This is a genomic window from Olivibacter sitiensis DSM 17696, assembly GCF_000427965.1.
Lineage (GTDB): Bacteria > Bacteroidota > Bacteroidia > Sphingobacteriales > Sphingobacteriaceae > Olivibacter > Olivibacter sitiensis.
Window position 1 is genome coordinate 1 of record NZ_ATZA01000022.1, and the last position, 24,700, is coordinate 24,700.

Below are 24,700 nucleotides of genomic sequence, written 5' to 3' on the forward strand. Positions count from 1 at the left end.
CACAAGCTCATCGCAAAGAAACTGGAGGCCGATTTCTTCTTCGCCCACCCCTATTCCTCTTGGGAAAGGGGACTCAACGAATACACCAACAAGCTTATCAGGCAGTATATACCGAAAAAGCAGCCCTTTGAACAATTCAATGAACAGGATATCAGAAAGATACAGCACAAAATCAATGCAAGGCCAAGAAAAAAACTAGATTACCAGAACCCCAAGAACATTTTTTATGCTACCTTAGACAAAAAAGTTGCATTGGTGAGTTGAATCTACCATTGTCCAATAACTGGAGTTTTGTTAGAGCTGAAAGGTCGACAATGAACCACGCGGTGCTCAGCGAAGCCAAGTGCCTGTTGAATCGAATCGGATATCTTTCTTCTGTCGTTTTTTCGTTTTGGTATGCCCAATCACTAGATTTGGCCGTGGAATTCCGTATTTTTGCGCCGTCGAACTTTTTAGGATCAACGAGTGAGAAATTGTCCTTTTTAGCTTCGAAAAACAAAATCATTAATGGCAAGAAAAGAGCTGGATTCAAAATCCTACATTATCATAAAGGGCGCACGCGTCAATAATCTAAAGAACATCGATGTTGCTATACCTAAAAACAAACTGGTAGTCATCACGGGTCTTTCCGGATCTGGAAAATCCTCTTTGGCATTCGACACTTTATATGCAGAAGGGCAGCGACGCTATGTAGAAAGCCTATCTTCCTATGCGCGTCAGTTTATGGGGCGAATGAACAAACCTGAGGTAGACTACATAAAAGGGATAGCTCCTGCCATTGCTATCGAGCAGAAAGTCATTACGAGCAATCCCCGATCTACTGTGGGAACTAGTACGGAAATCTATGATTACCTCAAGTTGCTCTATGCTCGAATTGGGAAGACCTATTCTCCCATATCGGGCGAGGAGGTGCGGAAGGACACGGTGACCAGTGTAGTTGATTTCATGGTGTCGTTGCCAGAAGATACGGTAGTAACTATTTTCAGCCCCTTGATCCCTATAAATGGGCGTGCCTTGAAGGAAGAGCTGGCCGTGCTGCTGCAAAAGGGATTTGTGCGGGTAGATTATAAAGGTGAAATCGCCAAGATCGAGGATTTGCTGGAAGATAGTGGTGTGGCAAATACCTTGGCCAAGGTTGGGGAATTGCGCATCGTGATAGATCGTATTCGGGTGAGTAAGGATGACGAAACCTTGAGCCGATTGGCAGATTCGGTCCAAACAGCTTTTTTTGAAGGTAAAGGAGACTGTTATATTTCGGAAAATGGGCAGGAACATGCTTTCTGCTACCGGTTCGAAGCTGATGGAATCGTGTTCGAAGAGCCTAGTCCCAATTTTTTCAGTTTCAATAATCCCTATGGGGCCTGTCCAACCTGTGAAGGCTATGGCAAGGTGATAGGCATAGATCCTGATCTGGTAATTCCGGATAAAAGCAAATCTGTATACGATGGGGCTATTGCACCTTGGAGAGGAGAGAAAATGGGCGAATGGTTGCAGCATTTGGTGCGAAATGCCATCAAGTTCGATTTTCCGGTACATAGGGCCTATTCCGATCTTAATAAGGAGCAGAAAGCCATTCTTTGGACGGGGAATAGCTATTTTAGGGGCTTAAATGAATTTTTTGCAGAATTAGAAGAACAGACCTATAAAATACAATATAGGGTCATGCTTTCTAGGTATAGGGGGAAAACGGATTGCCCTGATTGTCACGGCTCGCGACTAAGGAAAGATGCTTCCTATGTAAAGATAAATGGGAAGTCGATTAGTGAAATTGTGCTTTTACCCTTGGATCAGGTGTATGATTTCTTCTCCAATCTCAAATTGAGCGAAAACGAGGCGAAGATAGCCAAACGACTGTTGATGGAAATCGTTACTCGGGTGAAGTTCCTTATGGAAGTAGGCCTGAGCTATCTCACGTTGAATCGGCTGAGCAATACCCTTTCCGGTGGAGAGTCGCAACGGATTAACCTGGCTACTTCTCTCGGCAGCTCGCTGGTAGGATCTATATATGTATTGGATGAGCCAAGTATTGGTCTGCATCCGCGGGATACGCAGCGACTTATTGGCGTATTGCGCTCTTTGAGAGATGTGGGCAACACAGTGATTGTGGTAGAGCATGAGGAAGAGGTGATGAAGGCAGCCGATTACTTGATTGATATTGGTCCCGAAGCTGGAGTGAATGGCGGTCAGCTTATGTTTGCCGGCACATACCAAGAGATACTGAAAGATAAAAAAAGTTTGACTGGACAATATCTAGGGCATAGCCTAACCATTCCGGTACCGAACCAAAGACGTCCTTGGCAGCATGCTGTCGTCGTAAAGGGAGCTTGGGAGAACAACTTGAAAGGGATCGATGTGTCTTTTCCACTAGATGTATTTACGGTGGTGACGGGTGTATCTGGCAGCGGGAAGACTTCTTTGGTGAAACGGATTCTCTATCCTGCCCTGCAAAAGGCCACGGGCAATTATACAGGTGAGCATACTGGTATATACGATGGGCTAGAGGGGGACGTGGCCTTGTTGGAAAAGGTGGAGCTTGTGGACCAGAATCCCATCGGACGCTCTTCCAGGTCCAATCCCGTAACCTATGTAAAAGCTTGGGATGATATTCGAGCTTTATATGCATCTCAGTCTTCGGCCAAAGCGCAGGGGCTAAAACCCGCAGCCTTCTCATTTAATGTAGAGGGAGGGCGATGCGACGTGTGCCAGGGAGAGGGAGAGGTGAAGATAGAGATGCAATTCATGGCCGATATTTATCTGCCTTGTGAGGCATGTAATGGAAAGCGTTTCAAGCAGCAGGTGCTGGATGTGGTTTGGAAAGAGAAGAACGTGTCGGATGTGCTGAATATGACCATAGATGAAGCAGTCGCCTTTTTTGCTGACCAGCCTAAGATTTTGGCAAAGTTGCAACCCTTGGTGGACGTCGGCTTAGGCTACGTGCAGCTGGGACAGTCGTCCAATACGCTGTCAGGAGGCGAGGCGCAGCGTATCAAATTGGCATATTTCTTAGTGAAAGGAAATGATAGCAAGGGTACTTTATTCATATTTGACGAACCCACTACTGGCCTGCATTTTCACGATATAAAGAAATTGCTAAAGTCTTTTTCTGCTCTGATAGAACAAGGAAATACTATTCTGGTAATTGAGCACAACATGGATGTGGTGAAAAGCGCGGATTGGGTAATAGATATCGGACCGGAGGGAGGAGAGAGAGGAGGGCACCTTCTGTTTGCCGGTATTCCCGAGCATCTTGCAGAAGAGCCAGATTCCTATACAGGACAAGCTCTTAGGCCCTATCTCCAGTAGTTTACTTCTTGATTGGCTTTTACTTTAGAAAGTGATAGTCTTTTTTCCCTGCCTGAAAGCTTCTCTGACAAGTGGTGGATTCGCTTTACGTTTGCTTAAGAGGCGAAGGATATCTTCGACTATCGCCTTACGAAGTTGAAGAAGCTCTTTCGTTAGGGTTGGTCGGTGCTTGTGCGTCGAGTTTGCAGGGCAAAGTTGAATGTCGGAGAAAATGCTTATTTTAGCGGTTTATTTCTATCAAGGTAGATATGTTATCGAAAAAATCGAAATACGCCATAAAAGCTCTTATTGTGCTAGGCAAAAATTACGGGAACGAACCCATGCAAATTATCAAAATAGCAGGAGAGGAGGATATTCCCAAAAAATTCCTTGAGCAAATTTTGTTGGAAATGCGCAATGCAGGTATTCTGTATAGCAAGAAGGGAGCTGGTGGTGGCTACAGCCTTAACAAGGCGCCAGAGGACATCAAGTTGTCCCAAGTTATTCGTCTCACCGATGGCCCTATTGCCCTGTTGCCATGTGTGAGCCTCAATTTCTATAGAAAATGTGACGAATGTAAGAATGAGGAAACCTGCGGTATCCGCGATACGTTTGTAGAAGTGCGGAATGCCATGCTGCAAATACTGAACGATACGAGTGTTGCGGACTTGATAAATAGAGAAAAGCAGTTGCGCGAAGCTCTTAGTATACAGAATTAAATAGGTTCGTTTCGCACCTTTAGCCCTCCTCAAGCGACCAAAATCGTTTATTTTCGATATTCCAAAAAGAGGGCCCTTAAAGACTACTTGTTTACTAGATTATTTGTACCTTTGTTTTCAAAGACAGAAGGAGAACAAAATGGGAAACTATAAGTTGACAAGTGAGAGGGTATATGTAGACCCCCGCATTACCTTGGTAGGAGCAGGACCAGGAGATCCAGAATTGATCAGTCTTAAAGGTATAAAAGCCTTGAAAAGTGCCGATGTGGTAATATATGACGCGCTGGTGGACGAATCATTATTGGAATATTCTCCTAAACATGCACCAAGGGTATATGTGGGGAGCCATAGAGGGGATGAGAATTTTTCACAAGCCACCGTCAATAGGTTAATGGTGGATTATGCCATCAATTTTGGCCATGTAGTGCGTTTGAAAGGCGGCGATTTATTTGTTTTCGGCCGAGGATATGAAGAATTGGAATACGCTGCCAAATATGGAATTCCTACGGCTATAGTGCCTGGGATAAGTAGTGCTATTTCCGTACCTGGCCTGCAAGGAATACCCGTGACACACAATGGGACGAGCGATAGTTTGTGGATATTGAGTGGGTCAGAGGAGGGCACTAGTCTCCCAGCAGAAATGTATAGGGCTGCACAGAGTGATGCCACTGTAGTGGTCCTGCTTGCTTTTAACCAGCTAAGTGAGATCGTTTCGATTTATCAATCTTCTGACAAAGGGCAATTGCCAGCGGCGGTCATTCAAAATGGTTCCATGAAAAATGAAAAAATAGCATTGGGCGTGATTGACGATATAGAACAGGTAGTGCAGGATACCTGTATTTCTGATGATGGCCCCATATTGCTGATATTTGGAGATGCCGTAGCCAAGCATAACTCCTTTGAATCCATTGTAGGGGCAGTGAATACACAGTGCCTGTATGAAAAAAGAAAATAAAAGCGCAAAGCTTAAAAAAAAGCCACATACACAATGTGGCTTTTTTTTATGCTTTTCTTTTATTAATGTGCGCTAATTATTAGTAGGTTTGAATGTTTGTTTCAAAGCCCAAGCTATATGTAAGAATAGCTTTTTTCCGTGCCTAGGGTTGGTTGGCCTTTTTAATATTGATTTATATAATGAAAGAACAAAGTAAACTGGTTCGTAGCCAGGCAAAACGCTCGCAGAATAGGGAACATGCTGTACCTTTATACCTTACCTCTAGTTTTATATTTGACAGTGCAGAGCAAGGCAGAGCCATTTTTGCAGAAGAAGAAGAAGGGAACGTTTACTCGCGCTACTCTAATCCCAACACGACGGAATTCATTGAGAAAGTCTGCCAATTGGAAGGAGCAGAGGCAGGGCTGGCATTCGCATCGGGTATGGCTGCAGTTTTCGCATCCTTTGCTGCCCTACTTAAAAGCGGAGATCATATTGTTTCTTCTAGGTCTTTGTTTGGCTCCACGCATCAGATTCTCACAAAGATATTACCCAAATGGGGAATTAGCACCACTTATGTAGAGGCATCGCGTCCCGAAGAGTGGGAAGCCGCAATACAAGAGAATACCAAAATGATCTTTTTGGAGACCCCATCCAATCCAGGTCTGGAGTTAATAGACCTCGAGTGGGTTGGGAGTTTTAAGAAAAAATATCCTGATATTATCCTGAGTGTGGACAATTGTTTTGCCACACCTTATTTGCAGAAACCAATTCCTTATGGCTTTGATCTGGTGAGTCATTCAGCAACGAAGTACATGGATGGCCAAGGCAGAGTGCTTGGAGGAGTGGTGGTAGGGCGCCAAGACCTGATAGCGGAGATGATGTTTTTTATTAGGCAGACTGGTCCAGCTATGTCGCCTTTCAATGCCTGGATACTGTCAAAGAGTCTAGAAACATTGGGACTTCGGATGGATAGGCATTGTGAAAATGCATTGAAAGTGGCCGAAGCCCTGGAAAAAAATGAAGAGGTGGAAGTGGTGCGTTATCCATTCCTGCCTTCGCATCCGCAATATGAATTGGCAAAAAAGCAAATGAAGGCAGGCGGTGGTATCGTTACGTTTGTCGTTAAAGGAGGCTTTGATAGAGCGAAGCGATTTTTGGATGCATTGCAAATGGTGCTGATCACCTCTAACCTTGGAGACTCGCGTTCCATCGCGACACATCCCGCATCTACTACGCATTCCAAATTGAGCGACGCAGAACGCGAGCAAATAGGAATTTATCCAGGTACGATTAGAGTGTCTGTGGGACTGGAAGATATCGAAGATATCGTTTCTGATTTGGAACAGGCCTTAGAAAACAGCAAATAGAAATAAGAGGATTATGAAAGTGCAATTGAAACTGGAGAACGAAGCTGTTCATTTTCTCGGGCATAGCGACACGACCAAGGCGACTGTGCCCATTGATGGATCGCCGGATATAGGAGGGCAGGCCCTTGGCGTTAGGCCCATGGAGTTGGTGCTCATGGCCGTGGGATCATGTAGTGCCCTGGATTTGCTGAGCATCTTGCGCAAGCAAAGACAGGAGGTGACAGATTTACAGATAGAAGTAGATTCCGAACGGGTGGATGCCATTCCAGCAGTGTTTTCCAGCATCCATATCATCTTTCGTCTTAAAGGAGAAATTAATCTCGAAAAGGCGAAGAAGGCAGCGGAACTTGCTGTTAAAAAGTATTGCTCCGTGCACGATATGCTCGCTGCCGGCGGCGTAGACATCACCTATGAGGTAAACGTAGCCTGATAAATGTCATCGGGAGGTAATTCAAATACCAAATATATGTTTAAACATATATTTGGTATGTTTGTTGTGATCTGATCGGAAAAAAAGATAATAAAACAAAAATTCAAAAAGGAGATTGTGTTATGGCAATAAAATGGACAGTTGATCCCACTCATTCAGATGTAGAATTTAAGGTGAAACACTTGGTGATTTCTACAGTTACAGGTAAATTTACTTCTTTCGACGGGAGCATCGTCTCCGAAAGCGAAAGTGATTTTTCGGATGCAAAGGTTGAATTTAGTATCGATGCGGATAGTATAGATACTTCTATGAAAGATCGTGATGCTCACTTGAAAAGTGCTGATTTCTTTGATGCCGAGAAATATCCAAAATTGACTTTTAAGTCGACCTCTTTCACAAAGAAAACCGACGATGAATATACGCTGGTAGGTGATCTCACTATCAAGGACGTGACTAGAGAAGCTGTTTTTCAGGTTGAGTTAGGTGGTACTGCCGAAGATCCTTACGGGAATTTCAAGGCTGGTTTCGAGGCCTCGTCTAAGATAAGCCGTAAGGAATTTGGACTGACTTGGAGTGCTGTTACGGAAGCTGGTTCTGTGGTGGTAGGCGATGAAATACGTATCGCATTGAATCTACAATTCGTTAAACAACAATAGGTTTTCAGAGTCTTCAATACTTGGTGTTCTGTAAAAACTGAAGGGGATGCCTCAAAAAGGAAGCTAGTAGTTAGGCCTCAAATTTCATGACCTTTAATTTTCTCCTTTTTGGGGCATTCTTTGTAAGAACCAACAAACTTTTACAAAGGAATCGATAATAGTGGAACGGCACTTCTGGATGCCATGATGCGTGTTTTGCTGCGATGTACTAAGCTAGCCCAAAATCCGTATTTATTGGGCAGCATGACGAGAAGGTCGGCATTGGATGCTTGCACTTCTTTCCTGATTTCATCGATGATGGCACCTGACTCGACATTTTTGTAATAATAGCTTACACCGTCCAAGCCCTCGTCGATGGCTGCTTGGGAGTTCATATAGGGACTGTTCTCTTCCAATTTAACCAATTTCTTGCTTACGCTGAAAATCTCGATATTCGCACCGAGGCTAGATGCCAGCTCTTTTATCCTATCAAGTACTTGTTTCTGTACGCCTCTTAGCATGTCGCAGGCAAAGAGTACATTTTTGATGCCATGGAAGGAGACACCTGGAGGCACGGCAAGAACTGGACATTTTAGTTTGCTGATGGCGGTAGTTGTAGTGTTGCCCAAGATATCCTGCTCCAGTGATTTCGAGGCCATCCCCATGACGAGTAGGTCTGCCTTTTTCTCTATTGCCAAATTTGCCAGGTCATCTTCTAAGAAACTCAGGAAACCCACGTGGGTACTTACCTCTATCTGGTAGGTGGCGGCTAGCTCATCGGCTCGTCTTTGCAGCTTTGCACTGTTTTCATCTATGAGTTTTTGCACCTGATTGGCATGGAGACGTGCATTGGCCGCGTGAGAGGGCAACAGAAATGAGTTGTATAGCACGACTTGGGCGCCAATTTGTTGGGCCAAGGCACCCGCATATTCTATGGCGTTCTCGGCAACGCTCGAAAAATCTGTAGCTACGATGAATGTTTTCATATATTTAAGTATAAATTCAAAAGTAGAAACTAAAAACCGTTAGTATCTTAATATAGCACTGGCTAAGTTGCTATAATACTAACGGTTTTTAGATGATAAATATCATGTTATGAAATGATATTTCTTCCTTTAGCTAGAGGAACAAACGATAGCCTGTCTTTCAGGTTTATTTTGGTTCTTCGGTCTCGAGCGTTTGGAATATGTTATTGTCAACTCTTTGTTTGATGGTAGAATCGGTTAATTGCCTGTTAGACAATGCTTGGCATTCCTCAAGTGCTTGACTGAACATCATTTGTTCTGGCGGTGTCTTTTGCGTAGCGGCCGATGGTCCCCTCAATGCGCCCACGAGTCCCATTTCCCTAGCTACATATACATACCGTATAGCATCTATGACTACGCCGGCAGAGTTGGGAGAGTCTTGCACGGACAATTGAGCGTCCAAAATAACGGGAGCACCCATAAATCCTTCCAGTTCCAGACGGAAATTGGCCACTTTATTGTCCCCGTAGTAGGCAATGTACTCTGATGGGCCAGCATGTAAAAAGCTGTTTTCGGTAGAAATGCCCCTAATATCGTTTTGCGCGCGGATTACATTTTCCTTGGATATCTTCTTGGATTTAAGACGATTTTTGTCTTCCATGTTCAGAAAATCGGTATTGCCTCCTATATTTCGCTGAATATGCGCTTTCACATGGTGTCCGCGGGCAAAAGCCAGTTCCTGTAGCATTTGAGACAATATACTGGCTCCAAACTGGCTGCGCATGTCATCGCCGATCAAAGGTATTCCAGCGGCAATGAAGCGACGTTCCCAGGCGGGGTCGGATGCAATGAAAACAGGAATACAGTTTACCAAGGAGATGCCAAGCTCTAGGCAAATCTCGGCAAAGAACTCTGTGGCCTTTTGAGAGCCTACCGGAAGGTAGTTGATGAGTACCTCGGCTTCGTGCTGCTTGAGCCTATCTATAATATTTTGCCTATATTGGCTCACTAGCTCTTCGTCATAGTTCACCTCTTTGTCCAGCATGTCCGTGGCTTTTAGGTCCTCTCGAACTACAAATCGTTGGTCTTCTGGATGAGCCGCCATCATAGGTGATACGCCGTCCAGCACTACAGATGGGTAAATTGGAGCCTCGGAGCGGACATCGCTGTTTAGTACCATCGTGCAATTGGGCTTTTCGAAGATAGCATCCTTTAGCACCTTGCCTATTTTGCGATCGTCTACCTCAAATCCACAGACAAATTCAATGTTTGCAGCGGTGTAGCCTCCGATATTATCCGCCATTAAGCCTGATTTCTTCTCAGGATGCCTGGTGTAGTATTCCACCCCCTGTACGAGCGAACTGGCACAGTTTCCCACACCTACAATGGCAACCTTGATTTTGTTTTCCTTTGATTTCATTATATGGTTCGTTATGATATGATATTGATTATAAGCATATGCAAATATACTGGAAATGAACGTACAAATCTTCCATATTTAGCATCAATGCATTTAACATTCACAATTATTTTCAACTTTAATGCAATAATAGTCAATACTGCTTTATCCTGTGTGCACAAGGACGTTTTTTTGACATAAGAAATATTTATCTAGGTGTTTTTTCGCGTTTGGCCTATTCTGCAAGGGTCTGTGCTCGCGGTAATGAAGCATGGAGCCGCCTAAAAATTGGAAAGAACAGTGGCTGATCTGTCAGTGGCAAAACCATTGATGTCTATATTAAAATCTTATAAATTCCTCGATTTGCTGATTGGTGAATTTTAGCGTATCTTCCAGATAGAAGTCATAGTTCTCGTTAAATTCCTTACTAATATAGGAAATGTGTAGTTTCAGGGGCAGTACATGTAGCTGAAGGTAGTGACAAACACCGGTAAAGTGGTCCACGCCACGGATATTGCCATATTTTCCACTACTGATGCCTACCAATGCGGCTTTTTTTCCAAAAAAACTGTCGGGAAAACTGCAGCCATCAATAAGTGCTTTAAGTACACCGGGGAAGCTGCCGTTGTATTCGGGAATGATGAAAAGAAATTTCTCCGTGGCAGTAATGCGTTCTTGGATGGGCAAAAATGCCTCGCTTCTTTTGCCATACAAATCTGAGAACAAAAAGTCATGAGGTAATTGCTCAAGTGAGAGTATTTCGGATCCTATTTGCTTTTCTTCCAGTTTCTTTTGGTAATATCTTGCTACCTTCAGTGAATTGCTGTTTGGACGATTTGTCCCTGCTATAATAGTAATCATTGTGGATAATGTGTGTAAAACCTATGTGAGCGTTGGTGAATTAACCCTGCAAAATGTGTATCTTAGCAGCTTGATTTATGCGCGCTAAAAAAGCGAAAATAGAGATATAAAATTTATTAAGCTTTAGAATAATGTAAAAATATGGGTGTTAACCGTATTTGGACATTATTGGTTTATTTGGCGCGCTTTTTTTTAAGGAGTTACATGGGTAAGATAATAGCATTAGCTAATCAAAAAGGAGGGGTCGGCAAAACGACCTCATCCATCAACTTGGCCGCTAGTTTGGCAGTATTGGAACACAGAACATTGCTAGTAGATGCCGATCCGCAGGCCAATTCCACCTCGGGTATTGGTTTTGATCCGAGGACGATCAAGGCTAGTATCTATGAATGCATTATCAACGATATTGACCCGAGGGAGGCCATACAGCATACGGAGACACCTAATTTGGATCTTTTGCCAGCTCATATCGATTTGGTAGGGGCAGAGATAGAGATGATTAATTTGGACGATCGGGAGTTTAAGATGCGTTCTGTCCTTAATCAGGTAAGCAAGGACTATGATTTCATTATCATAGACTGCTCTCCCTCTTTGGGGCTGATAACCATCAATGCGCTTACGGCGGCTCATTCGGTCATCATACCAGTACAATGCGAATATTTTGCGCTTGAAGGGCTTGGTAAATTGCTTAACACTATCAAAATTGTACAAAATAGGCTCAATACTTCTCTGGAAATAGAGGGCATATTGCTTACGATGTATGATGTGCGCTTGCGTTTGTCCAATCAAGTGGTGGATGAGGTACGATCACATTTCAACGATTTGGTCTTTGATACCATTATACAGCGTAATACGCGGCTCAGTGAGGCCCCAAGCTATGGGGTGTCTGTCATTATGCACGATGCCAACTCAAAAGGGGCTATTAATTACCTCAATTTGGCACGCGAAATTTTAGTAAAGAACGGATTGCAGCAGGAGCAAGAAAGGGTAAAGATATAACACATGGCGCAACAGCGAAAAACAGGATTAGGGAAAGGATTGAGTGCCCTGCTGAATGACAATGAGGAACTAAAGCAGGCCAAAGCGACGTCTGGCGATTGGCAAAATGAAGTGGCTGGTATTTCGGGTGCGGCCACCACAGCGGCACCGGGGACTATCAGCAAAATACCTGTGGAACAAGTAGAGGTCAATCCCTTTCAGCCACGTACCGAATTTGATGAACAGGCGCTCAGGGAGTTGGCAGATTCCATTCAGCTGCAAGGACTGATTCAGCCCATTACGGTACGCAAAGTAGGGGACAAGAGTTATCAATTGATTTCGGGAGAGAGAAGGTTAAGAGCTTCCAAACTTGCCGGAATACAAGATATCCCAGCTTATATACGTACGGCGAATGACCAGCAGATGCTGGAGATGGCATTGATAGAAAATATACAACGTGAAAATCTCAATGCCATAGAGGTTGCCCTTAGTTTTCAGCGCATGATAGACGAATGCGACCTCAAGCAGGAAGAATTGGGGAGCAGGGTGAGCAAGAACAGGTCTACAGTGACCAACTACTTGCGCTTATTGAAATTGCCCCCTGCCATTCAGGCAGCCATTCGCGATGGACAATTAAGTATGGGGCATGCAAGGGCACTTATCAACGTGGCCGATGCGGACAAACAGCTGTTTATTTACCAGGAAATTATAAACAAGGGTTTGTCCGTACGTAAGGTAGAGGAATTGGTGCGGCAATTGGCAGAAAAAAAGCAAGGCAGTAAAGAAGAACCCAATACTAAGGACGCTGCTTTATCGTTCCAATTACGTAAGATTGAAGACGATTTGGCTACCAAGTTTGCTACGAAGGTAAAACTCAATGTAAAGGGAGCGAAAGCCCAGGGGTCTATTGAAATCCCTTTCTCGTCGGAGGACGACTTGAGCCGTATTCTTGAACTATTGGATTGGTGATGACCCGCGTTGTTTTTTTTGTAGCTACAGTCTTTATTCTCCTGTTTGCGGCTTTTTCCGCAAGAGCGCAAGTGCGTGATTCCATCAGAAGACCAGCGGATATCACTCGGGATGAGTTTGATATGAATGACTCCCTCAACAGGCCTAAACCTGAAGTGAAAAGGAACGATGCGGAGCAGCGTAGGGATACCATATTCAAAGATTCTGCCCGGCTAGCTTTAGAGGCACTTCCCGGAAGAGCAGCCCGCAGGTCACTCATGATTCCCGGTTGGGGGCAGATAACCAACAAGAAATGGGCCGCCGTGAAGGTACCTGTCATTTACGCAGGTTTTGCCACACTGGGATACTATATCTGGTTCAATAATAAGTATTATCAGGAAACCCTGGCTGAAGTGCAGCATCGACTGGCTAACCAGGATGTTCCCTTGAATCCCGATTATGAATTTGTACGTACAGACCAACTAATTCCCTATAAAGACTACTGGCGAAGGAATAGGGATCTCCTCATTCTTATTACCGCTGGTTTCTATGCCGTTCAGGCGATAGAGGCTTATGTTTCGGCCTACTTTTTTCGATACGATATCAGCCCAGATTTATCTTTTAAGATTAGTCCCGGTCTTTTTGCCCCGCCATCTCAGTCTTTTGCTTTCAATAGCTCACTTCCGACTGTTGGACTGAAAGCCGTTCTATATTTGAAATAAGCCAGTGTTGATTAATGAAAATTGAGTATAGCCTTTTGAAAAATTGTATTAGGTTTGCAATAGCACTATGAGCTAGGGCACAATTTTAAGTAAAACTTAGGTTTATGAATATTGCACTTTTGGGATATGGTAAGATGGGCCATATTATAGAAAATATCGCGTTAGCTAGGGGGCACGACGTTCCCTTGGTTATAGGTGCGCGTAATAGGGCGCAGATAACCGCAAAAGATTTTGCCGATATAGACGTAGCTATTGATTTCAGTACGCCTTATGCTGCATTGGCTAATATAGCACTCTGTTTCGAGGCGAATGTCCCAATTGTGGTAGGCACCACCGGTTGGTATGAGCATTTAGATAAGGTAAAAGATAAATGTCTCTCCGGGAACAAATCCCTGATGATAGGTTCTAATTTTAGCATTGGAGTCAATATTTTTTTTCATATCAACAAATTGTTGGCGAAGGCCATGAGGCCATATGAAGCGGATTATGAAGTACAGGTAGAGGAAGTGCACCATGTGCATAAGCTAGATGCACCAAGCGGCACCGCCATTACCATTGCCGAGGATATATTGAGCGAATTGGACGATAAGGTGAAATGGGTCAATAACTTGGTGGGGTCGGCGAATGAAGTGATGCCCAAAGCTGATGAGCTGCTTATTGCCTCTCATCGTATTGAGGAGGTTCCCGGTACGCATACTGTGATATACAGCTCGGAAGTGGATGAGATTGAACTGAAGCATACTGCCCATAGCAGAGCTGGATTTGCGATGGGAGCTGTAATCGCCGCCGAATGGCTGAAGGATAAGAAAGGTTTTTATACCGTAAAGGACATGTTTGATTTTAATTAAAGATAAATGGATTTATATAGTTTTATTTTATGGGTACTGTTGCTAGTATTAATAAATGCTGTTGCCAATATAGGTACCTTCTTTTTGTTTAAGAAGGCAGGGCATTTCAACAGTTGGAAGGCATTCGTTCCAATTTGGAACATAGTTGAATTATTAAAATTAGTTGGAAGACCAAATTGGTGGATTGCATTGTTCTTTATTCCCTTGATAAATTTCTTTGTGGGAATAGGATTAATGGTGGACGTGGCAAAGAGCTTTGGAAAGACCAGCTTCCTGCAACATGTTGGAGCCATTCTTTTGGCACCGCTTGTATTCCTTGTATGGGGACTGGATAAGGATACCAAATATCTGGGGGGCTCGGCTACCGAAGCGTTCAAGAAAAAATACCCTTATAAAAAATCAACTACAAGGGAGTGGGCTGATGCCATTGTGTTTGCCGTAGTTGCAGCCACTATTATACGTACTTTTTTTATAGAAGCCTTTATGATTCCTACCGGTTCTATGGAACGTAGCTTGCTAATAGGAGATTTTCTGTTTGTGAGCAAGGTGAACTATGGAGCACGATTGCCCATTACGCCTGTTTCCTTCCCTTTTGCGCACCACACCATGCCGGTGATAGGTACTAAATCGTATTGGGATGGTATTCAATTGAGCTATAGGCGACTGCCAGCCCTGCAGCAGATAAAGCGCAACGATGTCGTAGTATTTAACTACCCCATGGATGCCGACGAACCGTTTAATAGGCCAGTAGACAAAAGAGAAAATTATATTAAAAGAGCTGTGGGAATACCGGGCGATACGCTTTGGATAGACAATGCTCAGGTATACGTGAATGGTACAAAAGAATACAATCCTCCAGGGGAACAGCTGTATTATACGGTTATTACAGACGGTACGGATATCAATCCCGATCGCTTGCACGATCTGCGCATTGACGGCTATAGGGCTAGTGAAAGGGAGTATCTATTGGCATTGACCGAGGAGCTTGCTCAGAAACTTTCCGGTTGGAGCAATATTGTCAGCGTGATGCCCAGGTTAGAGGAGAAAGGGCATCCGGCAGATATGGATCCGGTTTTTCCGAAGGCGGCTATCAGTCAAAATTGGAACCAAGACAACTATGGCCCCATCATCATTCCCAAGAAAGGGTGGACAGTGCAGCTAAACGAAGAAAATCTGCCAATATATGAGCGTGCAATAGGCTTGTATGAAGGAAATAAATTGGAGAAGAGGGAAGGAGCGGTTTTCATCAATGGAGAACGGGCCAATAGCTATACCTTTAAGATGGACTATTACTGGATGATGGGAGATAATAGGCATAATTCCTTAGATTCCCGATACTGGGGATTTGTGCCAGAGGATCATATCGTAGGAAAAGCGCTATTGGTATGGATGAGCCTGGATGATAAGGCAGGTTCTTTGTTTGAACGCATCAGGTGGAATAGGATATTTAAATCTATTCATTAAACTTTGGCAATGTTCTGAACATTAAACTTTGGCAATGTTCTGAACATTGCCAAAGTTATTGCGCTTTATTCAGCCTGCCAGCCTCCGCCCAGGGCTCTGTATAGTTCCACACGTGCCACAAGCTGTTGCTGTCTGAGCTCATTTAGCTCCAGTTCACTATCTATGGCATTTTGTTGTGCGGTAATCACTTCCAGGTAGGTGGCATAGCCTGCTTTGAATAATAAATTGGCCTGCTGTACGCCCAGTTGGGAAACTTTTACTCTTTGTTCCCCTATTTCATATTCTTCACTAAGTTTTTTTAGGGTTATTAATGTGTTGGTTACTTCGTTTATGGCGTCTAACACCGTCTGTTGGAAGTCCAATTCAGCTTGTTCCCGTTCCAATTTTGCTACTTCAAGATTGGTCTTTAAGCGTCTCTGCTGGAATATAGGTTGTGTGAGGCCGCCAGCTATACTGCCAAACAAGGATCCGGGGATCTTCACCCAATTGGTAGGCAGCATGCTGTTCAGGCCGCCTTCTAGGTCGATGGTGAGACTTGGGTAACGGTATGATTGGGCTACGCCAACCTGCGCATTCTTTGAGCGAAGGGCAAGTTCGGCAGCGCGTACATCTGGTCTATGGCCTACCATGTAGAGCGGCACACCGGCAGATACTGAATCTTCAATGATTAAATCGGAGATAGAAGCATTTCGGCTTATGCTGTCGGGCAATTGCCCTGCCAGTGCTCGCAAGGTGTTTTCCTGTATCACGATTTGCCTTTCCAACTGAGGAATTAGCGCAGCTGTAGACAGTCGCTGATTCTCCGTCTGCTGAATGGCGAGTGATGTGACATTGGGCTCGCCTGCATCGCGCAGCAGTTTCACGATACGGAGGGTGCTATCGTTCAGTCTAAGGTTCCTTTTTGCTACTTCCATTTGCGCATCGAGCATCAGCAGGTTATAATATCCCTCAGCCACATCGGCCACAAGCTGGGTTTGGAGCAATTTGCGCGCTTCGTAGGTTTCTAGGTAATCTGCCAAGGCGCTTTCGTTTTGCCTTCGTATTTTGCCCCATATATCGGCTTCCCAACTTAAAGAAATGCCAGTGACATGATTGGAGCCGATGATGTAGCCATCTTTAGGAGCAGTCCTGTTGCGGTCTACATAGTATCGCGTACTAGGGGTGGATAATGCATTTCTAGAACGGTAACTCCTGTCTACATCGGCCAACTGGCCGGTGATGGTCGGGAAAAATTGTGCACGATTCTGAAACATGATCTGCTCGGCAATCTGTACCGTGCGCAGAGCCTTTCGCATGTCGTAATTATTCACAATAGCCGAATCTATGAGCTTTTGCAGGGTTGTGTCCACAAAGAAGTCCTTCCAATAAATGTTGCCAATTCCTATCGAATCGGCAGGTACTATTTCGTCTCTATATTTCTCAGGAAGAACCAGCTCTGGCCGTTGGTAGTTTTGCCCCACCTTGCAGGCCGAAACAAACCCGCAAAATAGAACGAAAAGCAATACTGATATCCGATAATGTTTTTTTTTCATGATGTAATGCATTAATCTTCTTCTTCTACGTTCATTTTGGCACTGAGTTTTTCTTGGATGTTTTGAAATATGATATACAAAACGGGAATAATGAAAATACCCAGAAAAACGCCGAACAACATTCCGCCAGCAGCGCCTATACTAATGGAGTGATTTCCAATGGCAGATGGGCCAACCGTCCACATGAGCGGCACTAAGCCTGCAACAAATGCCAGAGAGGTCATTAATATTGGACGTAAGCGCAATCTTGCACCCTCGATGGCCGAGTCATAGATGCTGAGACCTGCTTTTCGTTGCTGAACGGCAAATTCTACGATGAGTATCGCATTTTTGGCCAATAGGCCGATGAGCATAATTAAACTTACCTGAACGTATATATTGTTTTGCAAACCTGCAAGGTTGACCGCCAGAAAAACACCAACAAGTCCAACAGGTACAGAAAGTAGGATGGCAAAAGGAAGAATATAGCTTTCGTATTGTGCGGCCAGTAGGAAGTAGACAAAGAGGATGCTCAGTCCAAAGATAAAGGCCGTCTGTCCGCCCGATTCGCGTTCTTCTAGGCTCATGCCTGTCCATTCGTAGCTGTAATTATTGTTCAGCTGAGCAGATGCCACTTCTTCTACCACTTTCATGGCATCGCCAGTGCTATAGCCGGGAGCAGGTGTCGCATTGATGGTAATGGCATTGAAGAGATTGTACCTTGTAACCGTTTCAGGGCCTTGCTTTTTTACTAGTTTTATCAACGTATTTACAGGGACCATATCGCCGCGACTGTTTTTTACAAATATGTTCTTGAACGTTTCTGGACTGATGGTCTGCTGTAATTCTCCTTGCATGAAGATGCTGTATAGGCGCCCAAAGCGGCTGAAGTTGCCTATTCGAGCTCTACCGTAGTAGTTGGCTATAGTTGTCATCATTTCTTTTACGTTCACACCCAGTGTTTGTGCCTTTACATAGTCTATTTCCAGTAAATATTGGGGAAATGTGGCTTTGAAGGGCGTAAATGCAGTGGCAATTTCGTCGTGCTTTAGCAGCTCGTTTATGAAATTGTCGGATACGTCCGCGAAGGTGGCAAAGGAACCTCCTAACCTGTCTTGTAATACGAACTCCAGACCACTGAAATCACCAAAGCCTTGTACCGTTGGTCTGGGGAATATATTGAATGTAGCGCCATTTACTTGCGCTAAATCTTGCTTTAAGGTGTCTATGATGGCGCTGATGTTCTTAATATTGCCACGTTCTCCATATTCCTTAAGGTTAATATATGCGGTACCAAAGGACGGACTCACGGTAGCAAACAGGGCATTGTCGCCAGCGATGGTAGTCATGCTGGCTATCTGCGGACGTTTCCTTAAGATGCTATCCGCTTTGTCCAGCAGTTCTTCGCTCCTTCCCAAGGACGCGCCGGGTGGCAGAGCCATGGTCAAGGTTAGAAAGCTGTCATCTTCGGTAGGGATAAAGCTCTTAGGAGTTCTGTTCATGGCAAAAAGGCCCAGCAATGTGACAATGGCTAGTCCGCACATGCTCAGTGTCTTTCTGTTCATCAGGAAGTGTAGGGAGCGAATGTATTTGTTCGTTAATATATCGAACCACATATTGAAGCGCGTGAAAAAGCCCTGTACATATTTACCGATCAATGTTCGTTTGGGCTTAGCTTTATATTCTCCTTCATGCTCCTTATGCGGATTTTTTAACAAAAGGGCACAGAGTGCGGGACTAAGGGTGAGTGCATTTAATGCCGAGATGAGGATGGCAGTGGCCAGAGTATAGGCAAACTGTTGATAGAAGATACCTGCCGGACCCTGCATGAAACCAACAGGTAAGAATACTGCCGCCATGACCATGGTGATGGATAGGATTGCTCCGGTGATTTCGCCCATTGCGGATATGGTTGCCTTGCGTGCCGATAGTCCCGTTCGTTCCATTTTTTGGTGTACGGCCTCCACTACAACGATGGCATCATCTACCACGATGCCTATGGCCAGCACTAGGGCGAACATAGTGAGCACATTGATGGAAAAGCCAAAGACCTGGAGAAAAAAGAAGGTACCCACCAGAGAAACAGGGATCGTTATGGCTGGAATTAGGGTAGATCTGAGATCCTGCAAGAAGATAAACACAATAATGAATACCAGAATGAAAGCTTCAAAAAGCGTATGTTGGACTTGGTTGATGGATTCATTAATTTGATCCCGAACGCTATAAGTAATCTCATACTTCATTCCTTTTGGAAAAGCCTGACTTAGTCTTTCGAGCACCTTTCTTATACCTTCGTCTATTTCCACTGCATTGGAACCACTATTTTGCGTAATGTTCAACGTCAGTCCAGGATGCCCATCCACCTTGTTGTTTGCACTAATATTGGATGAGCCCAGCTCGATTCTTGCCACATCCCGCAGGTACAGTACCGATCCATCGTCATTGGTTCGAATCGGTATTTCGTTGTATTCTTCTGGCAATACAAAGCGTCCGCGATGCAACAGTACGGTTTCAAAAGCCTCTTTAGAAGCCTCACCAAATTTCCCTGGAGCTATTTCGAAGTTTTGGGATTCAATAGCCTTTCGTACGTCTTGCGTAGACAGGTTGTAGAGTGCCAGCTTATCTGGATTGAGCCAAATGCGCATGGAGTAATCTCTAGCGCCTACTCGTCCAACGCCTGCAACGCCAGGTACGCGTGAAAGTTCCCTGTTGACGTTGATTTGGGCATAGGCCTGAATGAACGTTTCGTCGTAGTTGTGATCTTCGCTAAAAATATTGATGGTCATGATTACCCCGTTTTGTCTGGGGGTAACGCTGATGCCTGATTCGTTTACCTCTGGAGGTATGAGGCTAGCAGCTCTTGATACGCGTGTTTGCACATTTACAGCTGCTTGATCGGGATCAGTTCCACTGGTGAAGAAAATATTAATGGTGCCCGTTCCGGAGTTGCTGGATGTAGAGCGCATATAGGTCATATTCGGCACTCCGTTTATTGCTTCTTCTACAGGAAGGAGTACACTTTGTGCTACTGTTTCTGCATTTGCTCCAGGATAGGTCATAGACACAGTAACACTGGGAGGTGCAATCTCGGGAAAGCGCGTAATGGGCAATTGAATCATGCCCACTATACCCAGTATGACCAAGAGAATGGATATAACGGTTGCCAGTACGGGTCTATTTATGATTGTTTTGAGCATAAATTAGTATATAGATATATCTTGTGTCGTATAAATTACGGATAGGCTGTCGCCGACGTAACTTTTATTACTGATTTTGAATTTGCGGTTTAATTTTCATGCCATCTTCCAGCTTTTCAATGCCCGATAACACGATGAGCTCATTTGGTCGCAATCCCTCCTTCACGATATAGTTGGCGCCACTTGTGCCGTCAAGGATGATGGGACGCATCTTGACGATGTTGTCGGGTGTCACGGTGTAAACGAACACTTTATCCTGAAGTTCGGTAGTGGTTACCTGTGGAATAAGGATAACACCGGGCTTGCGTTCTTCCATTTTTAAGGTTCCGGTATTGCCCGAGCGCAATATGTTTTTTTCGTTAGGGAACTTGGCCCTTAGGGAAATGGCTCCCGTATTCCGATTTACCTGTCCATCAATGGCATCGACTATCCCTCGCTCTCCATATTCTGTACCATCTGCCAATATCAGCCGTACGTAGGGGATGATGTCGTTTGTCTCTGCCACACTAGTCGAATCGGGCAAATCAATACCCTTGGTGAAATGTAAGAAATCGGCCTCACTCATGGAAAAGTATACATAGACTTCATGAGTGTCTGATAGTGTAGTGATTGCCTGAGAGTCGTTTTTCGTGACCAAGTTGCCAATCCGCTTCGGTATACGTCCTATATAGCCACTTACTGGAGCTTTGATAATCGTAAAGTCGAGATTTATTTTTGCGGTTGCTACGGCAGTGGCCGCTTGTTGAACGGATGCTTGCGCTACTTGATAGTTGGCTTGAGCGGTGCGCAGCTGCACATCGGAAATGACATCGTTCTCAACCAGGGGCCGCAACCTTTCCACTTCCAAAGCCGCATTTTTTAGTTTTGCTTTTTCTACCGTTTCTTCTGCTACTGCATTTTTAAGCGCTTCCCGATATGGGAGTTCGTTTACTTTGAACAAATCTTGGCCCTTATGTACGTACGCTCCTTCATCGACAAAGATGTTTTCGAGGATACCCTCAACCTGTGGTCTTATCTCTACATTCACTTTACCTTCTATGGTTCCTATATAATCCCTTACTGTCAATGCCGTACCTGTATCAACCTTGAAGACCGGTAAAGCCAGAAGGTCTTTTTCGTCTTTTTCGTTTTCGGAAGAACCGGAGCCGCAGTTAGCGAATCCGAATATAACAAATGTGGATAATAGCAATAAAATGAGTGATTTAAGCTGTTTGCGTTTTTTTTTCATTTATAAAGTATATTTCTATTTAAAAAAGACAACGCACCAGATACACGTGTCGTTTTGTATAAACCAACTAGTATTGAAATTTGTTGGATTAGCTGACTTAAAAAAGCATTTTTTGTGCCAATGTGCTTATTTGTTATATCAGGGAGTTTTTGCTGCACTTATTTTAGGAGCAATGACTTTTAACGATAGTCGTGCTGCAGGGTTGTCTTAAACGTTTCCGATAACGATTGCGTGATTAAAGCGTGTGAAATGCTTGGTTCCCTATGTTTATAATCGTAAAATTGTATGGATTCGATATGCAATGGGTGAAGGCAATCGCTAGAGTACCTATCCATAGCAAGGTACGAAACTTTGATATTGAATGTTTTTAACTAACCAACGAATTTAAACTTTATATGAAACCATTTTTGGACGAGCACTTTCTTTTAAAAACAAAGTCTGCGCAAACGCTTTATCATGAATTTGCTAAGGATATGCCCATTGTGGATTATCATTGTCATTTATCCCAAAGGCAAATTCAGGAAAATGCACGGTTTGATAATATTACACAGGTTTGGCTGAATGGCGATCATTATAAATGGCGTGCCATGCGGGCGAATGGGGTAGATGAAAAGTATGTTACAGGCAATGCTCCCGACAGGGAAAAATTTCGGAAATGGGCAGAAACGGTACCGTATACCATGCGCAATCCCTTATATCATTGGACTCACATGGAATTGCAACGCTATTTTGATGTGCATGAATTGCTAGATGGGAAGAGCGCTGATGCTATCTATGACAGATGCAAGGAGCGATTGAGCAAGGAGGATTATCGAGTGAGAGGCTTGCTGTCAAAGATGAACGTAAAGAAAATCTGTACGACAGATGATCCAATAGATGATTTGGCCTACCATCGGGCATTGCGTGATGAGGGGTATGATATCCAGGTGCTTCCAGCTTTCCGTCCAGATAAGGCGATGGATGTTTCTGATGCCAACATGTTTGGGGAATATGTGAAGCAGTTGGAGGAAGTGACCGATATAGCCATTCATTCCCTGTCTGATTACTTAAAAGCCCTGAAGCAGCGTCATGACTATTTCCATGAACATGGTGCCCGTGTATCGGATCATGGTTTGGAAGAAATTTATGCAGAAGACTACACTGATGAGGAGGTGACGAAAGCCTTTGAAGTGATTTTGTCCGGAAAAAACTTGGACGTGGTAAAGCAGAGAAAATTCAAGTCGGCGATGTTGATTCACTTCGCAGAGTGGGATGCGGATAAAAACTGGGTGCAACAATATCATTTGGGAGCTTTGCGAAACAATAACCACCGTATGTTGAAACTATTGGGAGCCGATACGGGATGGGATTCAATTGGCGATTTTTCACAAGCGAAGGCCTTATCGAAATTCTTGAACAACTTGGACAAGGAAAATAAACTAGCCAAGACGATATTGTACAATCTCAATCCCTCTTGGAATGAGGTGATGGCGTCCATGACAGGAAATTTCAACGACGGGTCTTTTCCCGGAAAGGTTCAGTATGGCTCCGCATGGTGGTTCTTGGACCAAAAAGATGGCATGACCAAACAATTGAATGCACTGAGCAATATGGGACTGTTAAGCCGCTTCGTTGGGATGTTGACTGACTCGCGAAGTTTTCTGTCTTTCCCCAGACACGAGTATTTCCGTAGATTGTTATGTGACCTCTTTGGCGACGACATAGAGCAAGGTGAATTGCCCAACGATATTTCTTGGGTAGGGAAAATAATCCAGGATATTTGTTACAATAATATTAACCAATACATTGATTGGCCATAGGCTAAAAAGAAAAATAGAAAACTTAAATTATGTACGAAACAAAAATTGGACGTTATCGTTGGACGATTTGCGCTCTTTTATTCTTTGCAACCACCATCAATTACCTAGATCGCCAAGTGTTGAGTTTGTTGCACCCTACTTTGGAGGCAGAGTTTGGCTGGACCAATAGCGACTATGCCAATATCACGGCGGCCTTTCAATTCATGTATGCTCTTTCCATGTTATTTGCTGGTAGGTTCATAGACTGGTTAGGTACCAAATGGGGCTATGGCATTGCTCTAGTTGTGTGGTCCTTGGGGGCCATTATCCATGCGGGGGCCATCCCTATAGGTCAAGGGGTAGTGAACATATTGGCCGTATTGGGTTTCACAGGGCTATCCGTTTCGGTCGTCGGTTTCATCGTCGCCAGGAGTGTGCTTGCATTTGGGGAATCGGGCAATTTTCCGGCAGCCATTAAGGCCACGGCCGAGTACTTCCCCAAAAAAGAACGGGCCTTTGCCACTGGTATCTTCAATTCTGGATCCAATATAGGAGCCATATTGGCTCCATTGACTGTACCATGGATTGCTTCGCATTGGGGCTGGCAGAGCGCCTTTATTATCATCGGAGCGATAGGGTTTTTATGGCTCATATTTTGGTTCATTTTCTATGACAAGCCGGAGAAGCAGAAAAGGCTTTCCAAAGAAGAAATGGATTACATCTTGGTGGACGTAGAGAAGGCCAATATAGTGCCCGTAGGAGAAAAGGAAAAACCGGTGAAATGGGTCAAGTTGTTGGGCTACCGACAGACTTGGGCCTTTTTCGTCGGCAAGTTTATGACAGATGGTGTATGGTGGTTTTTTCTATTCTGGCTGCCGGCCTATCTCAATGCACAGTATGGCATGACTGGGACGGATATTATGCTGCCATTGGCCGTACTGTACAGCATGACCATGATTGGCAGTATTGGTGGGGGCTACTTTCCGGTCTACTTCATCAATAAAGGGATGACGCCTTATGATGGCCGTATGAAGGCCATGTTCATCATCGCTCTTTTTCCCATACTCATTCTGATGGCCCAACCATTGGGCGGGATTACTTTTTGGTTGCCTGTGTTGCTCATAGGCATAGGTGCATCGGCCCATCAGGCTTGGTCTGCCAATATATTCACCACGGTATCCGATATGTTCCCGAAGAAAGCCGTGGCCTCGGTGACGGGTATAGGAGGCATGGCTGGGGGCTTGGGTGGAGTAGTTATCTCCAAGCTAGGAGGGGCATTATTTGACCATTATAAGGCAATGGGCAATATTCAGACAGGTTACACCATCATGTTCGCTATCTGCGCCGTGAGCTATGTGATCGCATGGACCGTCATGAAGTTCTTGGTGCCTAAATACAAGCCTATTACGGATCTGTAAATAGATGCGGAAC

The 24,700-nt window shown here is 44.3% G+C and carries 20 protein-coding genes; 14 read left to right on the forward strand and 6 right to left on the reverse strand.

All coding sequences use genetic code 11. From position 1 onward, the window contains the following. From A37S_RS24595 to A37S_RS0112425, 7 genes are all read left to right on the forward strand, one after another. The coding region (locus A37S_RS24595; RefSeq protein WP_036602392.1) for an IS30 family transposase at nt 1-264 on the forward strand (264 nt) is incomplete at its 5' end. Nucleotides 265-507: 243 nt separating this feature from the next. Continuing rightward, complete coding sequence (uvrA, locus tag A37S_RS0112400) at nt 508-3,303, forward strand: excinuclease ABC subunit UvrA (protein WP_028297257.1); 2,796 nt, start codon at nt 508-510, stop codon at nt 3,301-3,303. Between the two features lie 248 nt (nt 3,304-3,551). After that, on the forward strand, nt 3,552-4,001 hold the full coding sequence (locus A37S_RS0112405) for an RrF2 family transcriptional regulator (protein ID WP_028297258.1): 450 nt from the start codon (nt 3,552-3,554) through the stop codon (nt 3,999-4,001). Between the two features lie 139 nt (nt 4,002-4,140). After that, on the forward strand, nt 4,141-4,956 hold the full coding sequence (gene cobA, locus A37S_RS24600; protein ID WP_051293116.1) for a uroporphyrinogen-III C-methyltransferase: 816 nt from the start codon (nt 4,141-4,143) through the stop codon (nt 4,954-4,956). A gap of 179 nt (nt 4,957-5,135) precedes the next feature. Next, nucleotides 5,136-6,305, forward strand: a complete 1,170-nt coding sequence (locus A37S_RS0112415; protein WP_211229787.1) for a trans-sulfuration enzyme family protein — start codon at nt 5,136-5,138, stop codon at nt 6,303-6,305. A 13-nt stretch (nt 6,306-6,318) separates the two neighbouring features. Then, a complete protein-coding gene (locus tag A37S_RS0112420; protein WP_028297260.1) occupies nt 6,319-6,735 on the forward strand; it encodes an OsmC family protein in 417 nt (138 codons plus the stop codon). A 122-nt stretch (nt 6,736-6,857) separates the two neighbouring features. Next, the gene (locus A37S_RS0112425) at nt 6,858-7,391 is read left to right on the forward strand and encodes a YceI family protein (protein WP_028297261.1); all 534 of its coding nucleotides are present in this window, start codon (nt 6,858-6,860) and stop codon (nt 7,389-7,391) included. A 140-nt stretch (nt 7,392-7,531) separates the two neighbouring features. Here A37S_RS0112425 and A37S_RS0112430 read toward each other — a convergent pair whose 3' ends face one another. From A37S_RS0112430 to A37S_RS0112440, 3 genes are all read right to left on the reverse strand, one after another. After that, the gene (locus A37S_RS0112430; protein ID WP_028297262.1) at nt 7,532-8,356 is read right to left on the reverse strand and encodes a universal stress protein; all 825 of its coding nucleotides are present in this window, start codon (nt 8,354-8,356) and stop codon (nt 7,532-7,534) included. 166 nt (nt 8,357-8,522) lie between these two features. Next, complete coding sequence (locus A37S_RS24605) at nt 8,523-9,755, reverse strand: inositol-3-phosphate synthase (RefSeq protein ID WP_051293118.1); 1,233 nt, start codon at nt 9,753-9,755, stop codon at nt 8,523-8,525. 318 nt (nt 9,756-10,073) lie between these two features. After that, a complete protein-coding gene (locus A37S_RS0112440) occupies nt 10,074-10,595 on the reverse strand; it encodes an NADPH-dependent FMN reductase (RefSeq protein WP_028297263.1) in 522 nt (173 codons plus the stop codon). A 204-nt stretch (nt 10,596-10,799) separates the two neighbouring features. On the opposite strand from A37S_RS0112440, the gene A37S_RS0112445 reads away from it, so the two are divergent. The 5 genes from A37S_RS0112445 to lepB all read left to right on the forward strand — a co-directional run bounded on the left by A37S_RS0112445 (nt 10,800) and on the right by lepB (nt 15,555). Next, nucleotides 10,800-11,594, forward strand: coding sequence for a ParA family protein (locus A37S_RS0112445; protein ID WP_028297264.1), 795 nt, complete (start codon nt 10,800-10,802; stop codon nt 11,592-11,594). A 3-nt stretch (nt 11,595-11,597) separates the two neighbouring features. Continuing rightward, nucleotides 11,598-12,542 (forward strand): ParB/RepB/Spo0J family partition protein, encoded by a 945-nt coding sequence (locus A37S_RS0112450; protein ID WP_028297265.1) that lies wholly within the window; start codon nt 11,598-11,600, stop codon nt 12,540-12,542. Next, a complete protein-coding gene (locus A37S_RS26300) occupies nt 12,542-13,243 on the forward strand; it encodes a DUF5683 domain-containing protein (RefSeq protein WP_028297266.1) in 702 nt (233 codons plus the stop codon). Before A37S_RS0112450 ends, A37S_RS26300 begins: the two co-directional genes overlap by 1 nt. 104 nt (nt 13,244-13,347) lie before the next feature. Beyond that, nucleotides 13,348-14,091, forward strand: coding sequence for a 4-hydroxy-tetrahydrodipicolinate reductase (gene dapB, locus A37S_RS0112460; protein WP_028297267.1), 744 nt, complete (start codon nt 13,348-13,350; stop codon nt 14,089-14,091). Between the two features lie 6 nt (nt 14,092-14,097). Then, nucleotides 14,098-15,555: a signal peptidase I gene (gene lepB, locus A37S_RS0112465; RefSeq protein ID WP_084163886.1), complete on the forward strand. Its 1,458-nt coding sequence runs from the start codon at nt 14,098-14,100 to the stop codon at nt 15,553-15,555. A 65-nt stretch (nt 15,556-15,620) separates the two neighbouring features. Here lepB and A37S_RS0112470 read toward each other — a convergent pair whose 3' ends face one another. The 3 genes from A37S_RS0112470 to A37S_RS0112480 all read right to left on the reverse strand — a co-directional run bounded on the left by A37S_RS0112470 (nt 15,621) and on the right by A37S_RS0112480 (nt 21,491). Then, nucleotides 15,621-17,087, reverse strand: coding sequence for an efflux transporter outer membrane subunit (locus A37S_RS0112470; RefSeq protein WP_211229788.1), 1,467 nt, complete (start codon nt 17,085-17,087; stop codon nt 15,621-15,623). A gap of 11 nt (nt 17,088-17,098) precedes the next feature. Continuing rightward, on the reverse strand, nt 17,099-20,263 hold the full coding sequence (locus A37S_RS0112475; RefSeq protein ID WP_028297270.1) for an efflux RND transporter permease subunit: 3,165 nt from the start codon (nt 20,261-20,263) through the stop codon (nt 17,099-17,101). A gap of 67 nt (nt 20,264-20,330) precedes the next feature. Continuing rightward, nucleotides 20,331-21,491, reverse strand: a complete 1,161-nt coding sequence (locus tag A37S_RS0112480; RefSeq protein ID WP_028297271.1) for an efflux RND transporter periplasmic adaptor subunit — start codon at nt 21,489-21,491, stop codon at nt 20,331-20,333. Between the two features lie 395 nt (nt 21,492-21,886). Between A37S_RS0112480 and uxaC the strand changes: the two genes are divergently transcribed. Together uxaC and A37S_RS0112490 are read left to right on the forward strand one after the other, a co-directional pair. Next, a complete protein-coding gene (uxaC, locus tag A37S_RS0112485; RefSeq protein WP_028297272.1) occupies nt 21,887-23,290 on the forward strand; it encodes a glucuronate isomerase in 1,404 nt (467 codons plus the stop codon). A gap of 29 nt (nt 23,291-23,319) precedes the next feature. Further along, nucleotides 23,320-24,687 (forward strand): MFS transporter, encoded by a 1,368-nt coding sequence (locus A37S_RS0112490; protein WP_028297273.1) that lies wholly within the window; start codon nt 23,320-23,322, stop codon nt 24,685-24,687. Nucleotides 24,688-24,700: the final 13 nt, after the last annotated feature.